This window comes from Mesorhizobium sp. WSM4837 (genome assembly GCF_055811435.1).
On sequence record NZ_JBVVQE010000119.1, the window covers coordinates 1 to 11,252 of the forward strand.

Genomic DNA, 11,252 nt, shown 5'->3' on the forward strand with positions numbered 1-11,252 from the left:
CATCATTTGCGCAACGGCCTCAATGTCCACAAGGGCAAGATCACCAACCGCGCGGTGGCCGAATCACTCGGCTATGAAATGGCGGAGCCCAAAACGGCCCTAGCCGCCTGATATTCCAGGCCCGAAAGTTTCCTCCTGCCTCGCCCGCCGGTTCCCTGCCGGCGGGTTTTTTTCTTGGCCGATGATTGGCAAGAGGCGTCTTCCCCCTCCCCTTTGCGTCAATCTTGCGGTGCAGCCCGTCGGGGCGAAACGCTGGTCGACGAGGAAGCTGAACGCGCTATCCGAACCTGGACATCGCCAGCCGAAATCCCCGGCTTTCGTGATGCGACGATCACCAGGGCCCCTCCCCGCGCGTTCGACAGCGGAATGTTGAGAAACCAGGCTAAATCCAAATCGCCAACCTTCGTTGCAAAACTACCCTGGCAAGGGCTTAGGGGTCCGTCCCGGTCAGAGAGAGGTCGCACCAGGAAGAAGACGCCGACTGATGTAGCGAAAAGATGTGCGCCGAGGAACCCTACGGGACTGGCCAGCGCAATTTTTGAGCCAGCACCGCGTCCGGGAGCCAGGGCCCAAGACTATGTTCGGCCTCCGGCAAGAGCCCGGCGTCGAGCATCTTCGCATGCCCCGCGTCGATCTTACTTCGGAAGTATTCCCCATGCCGAGCTATCAAGATCGGCGGCGCCCCGGATCGTTAATCGGCGCGTGCTGCATCTGCTCAAGATGTGGCGGGAATGCCCGGTCGAAGAACCGATGATCGAGGCCGGAAGACACGTATGGCCAAGGTGCGGGATCCGTCTCGGCCGTATTCAACAGCACGACCTTGTAGCCCTCCTTGTCGAGCATTTCGAGAATGCGCGGGTAATAGGCGCTGACCCGCAGCACGTTCGCTGCCGGTTCTTCTCCTTCCGGGACGACGATCTTGCGCAAACCCTCAAAAGCGCCGCGCACCAGCGCCATTTCGGCGGCCATGGCATCATCGGCCGTGGTAAGAATTGCGGGCTTACTCATCGCGAACCGATCTCTAGTCAAACAGGGTTCGCCCCTGGATTGGATGCGCCTGCGACAAAAAGTTCCCGAACCTGCGCTGTTAGGCGGCCGCTATGCCACTGCTTTGAGCGGCGACTTGTCTGCCACCTGCACGCGCGCCGCCGCCGCCAGCAGGTCGGTCTGGGTGATCAGGCCGAGGATGCGCCGCTCGGCATCGACGATGACGACGGCATGGCTGCGGCCGTCGGTGAGCACGGGAAGCAGGCTCATCGCCGGCGTCTCGGGCGAGGCGGTGCCTGCCTTCGAGATCACGCCCTTCACCGTTTCGGTCGTCTGCGTCAGCTCGCGCAACCCCACGGCGCCGGCCAGCCGGCCGTCCGCATCGACCACCGGCAAGGCGTGGATGTTGTGGTCGAGAAGCTGCTGTCGCGCCACGGCGGCGGTGGCAGTTTCCGGCACCGAGATCACGTCGCAGGACATGATGTCCCGGCAAAGCAGGGTTCGGTGCGAGCGCACCATCGCCTGCAGCTCGACCTGGTGCATCAGCCTTTCGAGGTCGTCGCGGCCAATGTCGAAGGTTTCGTCCAAAGCGGCGAGCGCCGCATCGACGTCCTCGGGCCGAAAGCCGACACGCTCTACCGGCGGCCTGTCCGCGGTGCCGTGATTGTTTGCGGCGGCCACGTGGACATGCGGATAGTTGCGCCGTGACAGAAGGTGGAACATAAAGCCGAGCGCCACCAGTACGGCCGAATTGAGCGCCACCGGCACGAAGGGGAACAGGAAGCCGGCGCTGACCACGGCCGGTCCGCCGAGCACGGCAGTCAGCGCCGCGGCACCGCCCGGCGGATGCAGGCAGCGCGTGAACGACATCGTGGCGATCGCCAGCGCCACAGCGAGGCCCGACGCGATCACCGGATCGTGCACGAAATGCGCCACTGTCACGCCGACCAGCGCAGAGATCGAATTGCCGCCGATAATCGACCAGGGTTGCGCAAGCGGGCTCGACGACACGGCAAAGAGCAGCACGGCGGAGGCGCCCATCGGGGCCACCAGCAGCGCCACATGCTGGCCGCCGCCCGTGGCGAGCCCGCTGATCACGCCGGTCAGCGCGATGCCAATCGTGGCGCCGATGCAGGCGAGCAGCCGCTCGCGTAGCGTCGCACCGGCAAGGATCGGAACAAAGAGACGAAAGGCCATTGTAAGCCTTGGGGCGAGGTGGAATTCTACGTTGTTCGAAATGCCGCCTAAGCTATAGATTTGAAAGTCAAACCAATCCGAATATTCGCGGCCAGTGGGAATATTATTGCGCGCACCGGTTTGTGCGGTCGCCGCCATCGCCGAACTCCAGTCTTGCCACCTGCCGTTGGGCGTTCAGCGGCCGCGAAGCAAAGAGTAGTGAAAGGGTCAGACGTTGCGATGGGCCGCCCCGGCACCACGGGCCCACCGCATGCGAAAAACACGACGAAGCACCAGCCTGAAAGGTAGCCTCGATCGGCTTTCTAACGAAAGCTGAAAATCCAGGTCCATCAACAGCATGAATCGGTCACATGTGATCGATTCAGAAAAAGCGTTGGACGCGCCTGATATACTCAGGGAACGTGGGGTATGAACAGGGGCGGCCATCATCTTCATTGCATTGTGAATCTTCTGCGGCTGCGCGATGGGCACAACAAAGGCGGCTGTGCGGGCCATATGATCGTCGTGGCGACCGCACTGAAAAGCATCACAGGAGATCCAGAGCGCGGGCCGGGAGGTCGGCGGTGAGCCGCTGGCGTCGTGGCTTCGAAGACATCAACGTTTTCGAAAACCGTTGGAGAACACGGGGATGGACGAACGCGTGCGGTCGGCCTAGACGACTTTCGCAACTCCCCAAGTCCGTTGAGAGCACTATGAGGCAGCAGCGACCCTTTGTCGTCGAGATCAAACAGAAGCGTGGGCTCGTGAAGCGGCCACAGTCAATCTGGGCCGGCATCGACCTGGCCGCCATCACGAACGATGTCGCGGAAGCCAAGACTGAAGCTATCGGCTGACGCGCCGATTTTTCCTTGTGAAGATATCCGTTCTCAGCCCCATGGCCGCCATTGGTGAAGCAGTACCCGATGTCAAGGACATGGTCATGCCCGACGTATCGCTTCCTAAGCCGCCTAGGGTTGAAGAAGCGCCGATTCCGGAGGCTTCGAACGCACCGACTGAAGGCAGACGCACTCGCAAGAAGAAGCGCTGGCAGAAAGATGTTTCTCTGCAGCCAGGTGAACGATGGAAGCGGCGCCTGCCATGGGTGCTCCGCCATAGCCGAGCTGCGCGGTAGGTCAACTGCGCCAGGATTGAAGCTGCCCTGTCGAACTGTCCATGACAGGCCGGCAGCGTCTTTGATCAGCCGCTCTACCGTTTGAGGATGGGCACGAGGCCGGGTTTGACTGCGGAGAGGCTGCCGCTGGCGAGCATGCCATCTGCTTAAAACGTTTTCGATGGCCGGTGAATTGAGTAGTTGCACGCCAAGCACACTTGCAGCGAACATCACCTCTCCGCTGCCTCGGCCCGCAAGCCAGGTCAGCGGGCTAGAAATGGGGCTGCGGTTTTCTCCGCGGCGTCAGCTACACGATCACAGAATGTCGATGCAGCCCTCGCCTTTGCCGAGCGACTGCTCAAACAACACCGATTCGACATGCTGCGCCACCATGGCTGCGAAAGTGCGCGCCAATGGGCAGTCGGCAATAGGCCCGCCTCGCGATGCCTCGATCGCACCTGCGCTCTTGGCCAGCGTTGCGCTTGTCCGCGGCATGCCCAAACCGTTGCAGATTCAGCGCTTCTCAAACAGTAAACAATTGGGCATGACATCAGAGCCGAAGATGGCCAATAGGACGGACGACCTTCTATCGCTTCATTCGCTCTCCCAAGCGCCGCCTTTCTTTCCAAAGAGCCCTCTTTGTCTTCGCTAAAATAGCCGAAGTTAAATTTCGAGCGTTTCGGCTTGCCGGAAATTAGGGTCTCGGTGGATAAACCCGCATGGCTTTGGGGTGCTGGCAGGAAGACCGATGCGCGGGCGTGGATGGATCAAAGCGCTGCGTCAGGACGAGGCTCGGCAGGTGCGCGCACGCATTACGGAACTGGAGCGCGATCTCATAGCTGCCACACCTCAAGGACGCCATCGACGTTTCGAAGCCGGACATGAACTTCGCAATGCGAAGTTCCGCCTGGCGCGTCTCGAGGAATGCATCTCCGAAATACCGGAGAAACATAGGCGTTAGGGGAAGCTTCGCCGCTCTCAATGCTTGTAGCCGAACATCATCTCTCTGCTGCGATCAAATCGATCCTCAGACATGCGGAATGGAAGGCGGTCCAGCCAGGGGCCGCGAATGGCTGGCCACAGCACCAAGTTCAATCGGCTGTGCAGTCCTGTACAAGGATTCCGAAAGCCACCTGTCGCTCGCGTCCCCTGTGGTTTCACACTGCTCGTCGATAGGTCCAGAGTTGTGCGGGGGGAACATTGCGGACGACGAAATCATAGTGAGAAACGATGTAACGGTCGGGCATTTTGAGCACCGGTGACAGAAGACCGTAGGTGATTTGGATCACAGGTCGCCCGGCCGGGATTCGTGCAAGCAAATCCTCGAGCAGTGTGAGGCGCTGTTGCATCGGAAACCTCAACATCGGCACTGCGCTTATGACACAATCGAACTTTTCCCGGCGCTCCCCCAGAATTTCTTCCAGGGCAAACGCATTGCCCAAGCGGAAATCCACTCCCGGAAAGCGTCGCACCAGGCCATCATAAAAATCCTTGGAATATTCGACCGAAGTCAACCGATGCGGTTGGATGCCTCTTTCCAGGATGGCCCTGGTGATGACACCAGTCCCGGCACCAAGCTCCAAAACCGGCAATCCAGAATGCGTGTTGACCACACTAGCCATGCGGCGCGCCGCATGGATCGACGTGGGCATGAGTGCGCCCACACCTTTCTTATCCTTCTGCCAACATTTGAAGAATCGCACTTCTTCCTCAAGTTTCTTGCCAAGTCGCTCTTTCAATCGAAAGACCATATCCGCTCCCTTCTCCCGATCCGCGTCGGAGCAACTTTTTGTCGAAGTTTCGACATATAAACAAGCATGATTCACAGGGATGATTGCCGCGCTGGAGGCGCGAAACGCCCGCGCCGACTGGCGCGCCTTTTCCACCATGATGACGTTTTTCTCGCTCAGATGCGCGCCAGTTCGTCCTGTATGGGAATCTCGGGCATGGCCTCGAGAGCCCCTCACAGCTCGTCGAGCAGCCGTATCTCCGGCTGCACCATCAGCGCCAGCGCGACGCACGCAGCTTCTCATCTGCTGCGCGCTTCGCCAGGCGCACAGCAGACAATGAGGCCGCTACGGCCGCAAAAAACCCGCGACGGCGGCTCGATTCCGGGACCGGTCCGCCATTTTTGGCAGGTGATCCGTGCAAGTGCGTGGCATGGATCACCCCAGCTATCTCGTGGCCGCCCCATTGCCAACGTCCTCTTTGCAACCGGCCGAGCCTCCCGACCGCCGGACCAATGGTGACGATCCCCTCTGAATGGTTTTTTTTAAGAGCCTGACGGTCTGCGCCGTCTTACCGTGGTTCCGGCTTTGCCATGGCCTTCTCTGCCGCGCAGGCGGCAAGGTGTTATGACTCTACCGTGCATTGGCCTTGGAAAATACGACGGCTGGACCACAATAATGAGGTTTAGGCTGAAGACTTTTCAGGGAAACCCTCAAAAAGGAAACAGCAGCTCTTCCGGTCTTTGTCGATTGCGAATTTTGGTTGGGCTGTAGGAAATGGTTCTGCGGAAGCGTCGCTCGGCGGAAACTTTCTCTACGTAGCGCATAGGACTTCGCGCTGCTGCCATCGGTCAGCAGATCAGGACATCAACATCAAAGTCGGTCGCGGCCCGGAACGTCACGGCACTTACGACGATCCATATGCGCCGTGATGGTAGATCAATGCCGGGCCCGGCTCTCCGCTCGCCACATGTCGGACGCTGCCGAGGATCAGTGCGTGGCTGTGGCGGACGATCATGTCTTCGACCGCGCAGTCGACGGCGGCAAGCGCACTGTCGAGCGCCAACGCGCCGGTCGCGAGGCTCAGCCAGCTAGCCCCCTCGTAACGCTCCACCCCCTTCAGGCCGCCGCGTCCGGCGAAGCGATCGGCAATCGCGACCTGGTCGGCTCGCAGCACGTTCACGCAGAAATGCCTGTGCCGCCTGATTGCTGCCCAGGTTGACGAGTTCAGGTTGAGACTGACGACCATTACCTCCGGCTCGACGGACAGTGAGTGGGCGGTGGTAACGGTCGCGCCCGTCCTTTCGTCGCCAATACCTGCGGTAACCACGGACACGGCTCCAGCCAGGTGCCGCATGGCAGATTTGAGAGGGACACGGGTTTCAATCTGGGGAGCGCGTTCGGTCAGTGTCATCTGGCTTAGCCTCATTTTTTGTAGCTTCACGACGCCCTGCGACGCAACGCCGTTTGGTATTCCAGCCATTGGTGAATTTCGGCGGCGATGCGCTCGGCATGCGCGGTGACTTCGGGAATTCCCATCAATTCCCCAACGCTGCCGCGCGCCAATGGCCCGCTGACGAAAATGCTGCCAGTCGGCCGCCCGGATGTGCCGACTGCACTGCCTTGCGGGTCAGTCTCCAAGCCAAGGCCAATCGGGTCGAGCCGCACCAATCCCGTCCGTGCGAGCGCCGCAATCGCCGCATTGGTCCGCAAAATATCGGCATGCGCCGGCCCGGTCGTCACGATCACGCTGTCGTAAGCCTCGGCAAGGAGGCGGCCTTGGCCACGCAGTCGCTGCGTGACCCGAATGCGTCCGTCGATCTGTTCGGCGCCGACAATCGATGCCGCGCAATAGGCAAGCCTACCCTCGGCAACCTGGCGATCAAGCATGTCCATGATCTGTGGCGCCACGCGGAAGCGATGCACATCCCACAGCGCGCGAAGGTGCCGCACGACGCGGCGTTGCTCAGCGAGCGGCAGGGCCTGCCAGATGACTTGCCCTTGTCGCCGGACGGCGTCGAGCACCGGGTGCCAGCCTTCGCCCTGCTGCGCGGCGGTTGCGATGGTCGACCGGATACGCCTGAGCAGCACGGTGGCGCTGCGTGAAGGGAGGCCGGTGAAGTCGCCAATCGGATCGGCATGCGTAGCCGCATGGCCTCGCGACCGGTAGCCATGGCGCGAAAGTGCTGTGATGCGCCCGCGATGGCCATTGCGGTCGAGCGTTGCGATGACATCCGCCGACGTCAGTCCAGTGCCAGCGACGAGCACATGGTCGTCACGTCCGATCGCTTCCAGCCTTTCGAGATCATAGGGATTGGCCACAAGCCCGGCTGCGCCAATCACGGACTGCAGCGGCAATGGCAAGGCCGGCGGCGGATGCGTCGCCGCAATCACCACGGCGTCCGCTGCGAGCTTTCCTCCATCAGCGAGGATCAGGTGGTAGGCCTCGCCACTGAGCTCGACTGATGCGACCGCGGACCTGACATGGCGGATCGTTTTGCCGAGCAGCAAAGGCTGGAGATGGGATTCCACGTAGCGCCCGAAAACGCGACGCTGCGGGTAGAGCGCGCCGTTGGCGGCAACAGCCTCGGCATCGTCCGCAATTGCGCCGGTCTGCTCCAGCCAGTCGGCGAAGTGGCTGTCCTGACCGGAGATCAGCGTCATCCGCGACGCCGGCACATTGATGCGGTGTGAAGGATCGGGCGTCGAATAGGCCAGACCATAGCCGAGTCCCTCTCGGGGCTCGACGACCACGATATCGGCGGCTCCGGCGGGCAGAAGCCGCGCAAGATGAAACGCAGTCGCCGCCCCGGAGAAGCCGCCGCCGATAATGACTACGACCGGCCCTCTGCCCGATTCTCTGGCGCTCAAGATTGACTCGCGCGCAGTGCCGACGGTCGATGGTCGCCGGCCACCGTTTCGCCAAAAGGCCCCATGTTCACGACCGCTGCCCGTGTCGAGATTTCATGATCGAGCGGCAATAGCGGTAGCACCAGTTCGCCGAAACGATAGGCCTCCTCCAGATGCGGATAACCGGAGAGGATGAAGGTATCGATGCCGATACGTCGGTATTCGTCGATCCGTTCCGCCACCGTCGCCGCGTCGCCGACCAGCGCGGTGCCGGCGCCGCCGCGCACCAAGCCGACGCCGGCCCACAGGTTCGGACTGATTTCCAGCTTGTCGCGATGGCCGCCATGCAGCCGGCTCATGCGCGACTGGCCAACAGAATCCATGCGCGCGAACACCTTCTGTGCCTCGGCGATCGTCTTGTCGTTCAGCCGGCTGATCAGCCGGTCGGCATCGGCCCAGGCTTCGTCATTGGTTTCGCGGACGATGACATGCAATCGGATTCCAAAACTCACCGCTCGTCCCGCCTTCTCGGCAAGGCCGCGCACATGATCAACCTTGGCGGCGACGTCGGCCGGCGGTTCGCCCCAGGTCAGATACTTGTCGATCTGTTCGGCGGCGACCGCGTTGGCTGCTTCCGACGAGCCGCCGAAATAGAGCGGCGGATGTGGCGTCTGCACGGGCGGAAACAGCAGCCGGCCGTCCTCGATACGGAAGTGCTTGCCTGCGAAGGCAACGGTCTCGCCGCGCAGCACGGCCTTGTAGATGTCGAGGAATTCCCGCGTCACCTCATAGCGCTCGTCATGGCTGAGGAAGATGCCGTCGCCATTGTTCTCGACCGGGTCGCCGCCGGTGACCACATTGATTAGCAGGCGTCCGCTGGAAATGCGGTCGAGCGTCGAGGTCATGCGCGCGGCGAGCGTCGGCGATTGCAGGCCCGGCCGGACGGCGACAAGGAAGCGAAGCCGCTGGGTCAGCGGCGCCAGAGCCGACGCCACGACCCAGCTGTCCTCGCAACTGCGTCCGGTCGGCAGCAGCGCGCCATAGTAGCCGATGGCATCGGCAGCTTTGGCGACCTGGGTGAGGTAGGGCAAGTCGACCGCCCTGCCCCCCTCGGAGGTGCCGAGATAGCGGCTGTCGCCATGGGTCGGAAGAAACCACAGGACCTTGATCCTGTCGGGGGTGGCAATGCTCATGAATGGTCCTCTGTGCCTTGACGATGCCCGCGGTCAGCTCCAGGCATGGAGCGGCGGATTGACGTCATTGAGGTAGTAGTTGCCCAGGATCGCGTATTTCCAGCGCACCGGATCGTGCAGCGTGTGGGTGCGGGCGTTGCGCCAATGCCGGTCGAGATTGTGCTCGGCCAGCGTCGAGCGCGTGCCGGCGAGCTCAAACAGCCTGTTCGTGGCATTGATGGCGATCTCGGTGGTGAGGATCTTGGATTGCGCCACAGCGATCTGCGCTTCAGCGACGGTCTCCTCATTCGGGTCGGCGACGGCGCGATCAACGGCAAGCCCGGCCTTTTCCAGAACTGCCTCTGCCGCATTGGCGCGCAGACGAAGGTCGCCGATCGCCTGGATCGTATAAGGATCCTGCCAGGCATGATCGACGCCGCTGTCGATCCAGGCGCGCGACTTGGTGCGCACGAAATCGACCGTCTCTTCGATCGCCGCCTTGGCGATGCCGAGATCGACCGCGGCCTGGATGATCTGGAAGATGGCTCCGTCGGCCGTCGGCCGGTCGTAACCCTTATAGCCGGGAACCAGATGCGTCTTCGGCACCTTCACATTGTCGAGCAAGACCGTGCCGGACAACGTCGTCTTCTGGCCGAAGCTCGACCAGTCGTCGATGACCGTCAGTCCGGGCGCGCCGCGATCGGCGATGGCATACCAGGCGCGGCCCTCGTCATCGAGCGCCACGATCGGGACCAGGTGCGCGAGTAGCGCGCCGCTCGAATAGAATTTCTGGCCGTTGACGACGACATGGTCACCGGCGTCGACGAACTTGGTTTCGAAGTCGGCCGCCCGCTTGGAGCCGAATTCGGAGAACGCGTTGCCGAAGCGCGTGCCGGACAACACCTCGGTGAAAAGCAGCTTCTTCTGGGCTTCATCCGATACGGTGCGGATGGCGGCCACGACGCCGAGATGGTTCTGCGGAATCTGGCCCAGCGACGGATCGGCCGCCGAGATGATGGTGATCATTTTCGACAGCGTCACATAGGAGAGCTCCGGCCCGCCATAGGCTTTCGGCACGTTGATCGACCACAGGCCGCTCTGCGAAAACGCATCGAGCTCTTGCTTCGGCCAGAGGCGTTCACGGTCCCGCCTGGAGGCATCCTTGGCGAATTCGGCAGCCAGTTTTTCGGCGACAGCGAGTGCCTCGGCGTCGGTCCTGATGACATGCGGCTTGGCTGACGGACGCTCGACCGGTGGCACGGCGCTGCGGATATCGGACGGCTGCTTCGATTGGATGGTCATGCTGCGGTCTCCTTGGGGAAATGGTCGGATGGAAGCGGCGAGCCGCCGAGATAGTAGGTCTTGATATCGGCGCGCTGGCGCAGGTCGGCAGCCGAACCTTCCAGCACGCTGACGCCGTTCTCGAGCACGGTGGCGCGGTCGGCGTATTTCAGCGCGACCGCCGAATTCTGTTCGGCAACGAGGATCGAAAGGCCTTCGTCGCGGTTTAGCCGTTTCAGGGCGCTGAAGATCTCGCCGACGATCAGCGGCGCGAGCCCCATCGACGGCTCGTCCAGAACCAAGAGTTGCGGTCGCGACATCAGACCCCGGCCGATTGCCGTCATCTGCTGCTCGCCCCCGGAAGTGAGGCCGGACCGGGTTCGCCGCTTCTCGGCGAGCCTTGGGAAAAGTGAATAGACACGGTCGAGGTCGGCCTTGACGCCGGTGCCGGAGGACGAGCGTCCGAGCGCGCCGGTGAAGAGGTTCTCTTCGACCGTCAGCGAGTGGAAGCAATGCCGGCCCTCAAGGACCTGGACGAGGCCGCTGCGGACGAGCTGTGAGGAGCTTGCCCTTGAAACATCCTCGCCATCGAAGGTGATCCGACCAGCGGTAATGGCGCCGCGCTCGGCCGGGAGGAGATTGGATACGGCGCGCAGCAGCGTGGTCTTGCCGGCGCCGTTGGAGCCGAGCAAGGCGATGATCTCGCCTTTGCCGACCGACAGGTCAACGCCGTGCAGCGCGGCGATGGCGCCGTTATAGACGGCTTCCACGCTGCTAACTGACAGGATCGGGTTTTCCGGGGTGGACATCGATAACTCCGCTTGCGCCTGGATGGCGCGGGGGGGGCGCCGGGGGGGGGGGGCGGGCCGCGCCCCGGGGGGGGGGGGGGGGCGTTATTTAAAAAAAAAACCCCGCCCCCACCCACGAAAAAAAATAAATCAGGGGGGG

11 protein-coding genes are annotated in these 11,252 nt (G+C 62.2%); 1 reads left to right on the forward strand and 10 read right to left on the reverse strand.

Going from position 1 to position 11,252, the window contains the following annotated elements:
* Positions 1-666: 666 nt before the first annotated feature.
* From AC0L3D_RS34860 to AC0L3D_RS34870, 3 genes are all read right to left on the reverse strand, one after another.
* Positions 667-969 carry a polysaccharide deacetylase family protein gene (locus AC0L3D_RS34860; protein WP_065008435.1) on the reverse strand — a complete coding sequence of 101 codons (303 nt, stop codon included), beginning with the start codon at positions 967-969 and terminating at the stop codon, positions 667-669.
* A gap of 129 nt (positions 970-1,098) precedes the next feature.
* Positions 1,099-2,184, reverse strand: a complete 1,086-nt coding sequence (locus tag AC0L3D_RS34865) for an HPP family protein (protein ID WP_473647345.1) — start codon at positions 2,182-2,184, stop codon at positions 1,099-1,101.
* A gap of 207 nt (positions 2,185-2,391) precedes the next feature.
* On the reverse strand, positions 2,392-2,679 hold the full coding sequence (locus AC0L3D_RS34870) for a hypothetical protein (RefSeq protein WP_065012085.1): 288 nt from the start codon (positions 2,677-2,679) through the stop codon (positions 2,392-2,394).
* Positions 2,680-2,876: 197 nt separating this feature from the next.
* On the opposite strand from AC0L3D_RS34870, the gene AC0L3D_RS34875 reads away from it, so the two are divergent.
* A complete protein-coding gene (locus AC0L3D_RS34875; RefSeq protein WP_473482593.1) occupies positions 2,877-3,017 on the forward strand; it encodes a hypothetical protein in 141 nt (46 codons plus the stop codon).
* A 572-nt stretch (positions 3,018-3,589) separates the two neighbouring features.
* On the opposite strand, the gene AC0L3D_RS34880 is transcribed toward AC0L3D_RS34875, so the two are convergent.
* From AC0L3D_RS34880 to AC0L3D_RS34910, 7 genes are all read right to left on the reverse strand, one after another.
* Positions 3,590-3,769 carry a hypothetical protein gene (locus AC0L3D_RS34880; protein ID WP_156768567.1) on the reverse strand — a complete coding sequence of 60 codons (180 nt, stop codon included), beginning with the start codon at positions 3,767-3,769 and terminating at the stop codon, positions 3,590-3,592.
* 662 nt (positions 3,770-4,431) lie between these two features.
* Positions 4,432-5,025: a phospholipid N-methyltransferase PmtA gene (pmtA, locus tag AC0L3D_RS34885; RefSeq protein ID WP_473647349.1), complete on the reverse strand. Its 594-nt coding sequence runs from the start codon at positions 5,023-5,025 to the stop codon at positions 4,432-4,434.
* An 883-nt stretch (positions 5,026-5,908) separates the two neighbouring features.
* Positions 5,909-6,415 carry a flavin reductase family protein gene (locus AC0L3D_RS34890; protein WP_473482591.1) on the reverse strand — a complete coding sequence of 169 codons (507 nt, stop codon included), beginning with the start codon at positions 6,413-6,415 and terminating at the stop codon, positions 5,909-5,911.
* A 26-nt stretch (positions 6,416-6,441) separates the two neighbouring features.
* Positions 6,442-7,872: an FAD/NAD(P)-binding protein gene (locus AC0L3D_RS34895; RefSeq protein ID WP_473647346.1), complete on the reverse strand. Its 1,431-nt coding sequence runs from the start codon at positions 7,870-7,872 to the stop codon at positions 6,442-6,444.
* Positions 7,869-9,044, reverse strand: coding sequence for an FMNH2-dependent alkanesulfonate monooxygenase (gene ssuD / locus AC0L3D_RS34900; protein ID WP_473647347.1), 1,176 nt, complete (start codon positions 9,042-9,044; stop codon positions 7,869-7,871). The genes AC0L3D_RS34895 and ssuD overlap by 4 nt, the downstream gene beginning before the upstream one ends.
* Positions 9,045-9,077: 33 nt before the next feature.
* Positions 9,078-10,325, reverse strand: coding sequence for an SfnB family sulfur acquisition oxidoreductase (locus AC0L3D_RS34905; RefSeq protein ID WP_473482585.1), 1,248 nt, complete (start codon positions 10,323-10,325; stop codon positions 9,078-9,080).
* A complete protein-coding gene (locus AC0L3D_RS34910; protein WP_473647348.1) occupies positions 10,322-11,113 on the reverse strand; it encodes an ABC transporter ATP-binding protein in 792 nt (263 codons plus the stop codon). Before AC0L3D_RS34910 ends, AC0L3D_RS34905 begins: the two co-directional genes overlap by 4 nt.
* Positions 11,114-11,252: the final 139 nt, after the last annotated feature.

What these genes read in the sequence shown, in the direction of transcription:
- AC0L3D_RS34860 (WP_065008435.1), bottom strand. Translation starts at nt 969, where the DNA reads ATGGCCGCCGAAATGGCGCTGGTGCGCGGCGCTTTTGAGGGTTTGCGC.
- AC0L3D_RS34865 (WP_473647345.1), bottom strand. Translation starts at nt 2,184, where the DNA reads ATGGCCTTTCGTCTCTTTGTTCCGATCCTTGCCGGTGCGACGCTACGC.
- ssuD (WP_473647347.1), bottom strand. Translation starts at nt 9,044, where the DNA reads ATGAGCATTGCCACCCCCGACAGGATCAAGGTCCTGTGGTTTCTTCCG.
- AC0L3D_RS34880 (WP_156768567.1), bottom strand. Translation starts at nt 3,769, where the DNA reads ATGCCGCGGACAAGCGCAACGCTGGCCAAGAGCGCAGGTGCGATCGAG.
- AC0L3D_RS34905 (WP_473482585.1), bottom strand. Translation starts at nt 10,325, where the DNA reads ATGACCATCCAATCGAAGCAGCCGTCCGATATCCGCAGCGCCGTGCCA.
- AC0L3D_RS34870 (WP_065012085.1), bottom strand. Translation starts at nt 2,679, where the DNA reads ATGGCCCGCACAGCCGCCTTTGTTGTGCCCATCGCGCAGCCGCAGAAG.
- AC0L3D_RS34910 (WP_473647348.1), bottom strand. Translation starts at nt 11,113, where the DNA reads ATGTCCACCCCGGAAAACCCGATCCTGTCAGTTAGCAGCGTGGAAGCC.
- pmtA (WP_473647349.1), bottom strand. Translation starts at nt 5,025, where the DNA reads ATGGTCTTTCGATTGAAAGAGCGACTTGGCAAGAAACTTGAGGAAGAA.
- AC0L3D_RS34890 (WP_473482591.1), bottom strand. Translation starts at nt 6,415, where the DNA reads ATGACACTGACCGAACGCGCTCCCCAGATTGAAACCCGTGTCCCTCTC.
- AC0L3D_RS34875 (WP_473482593.1), top strand. Translation starts at nt 2,877, where the DNA reads ATGAGGCAGCAGCGACCCTTTGTCGTCGAGATCAAACAGAAGCGTGGG.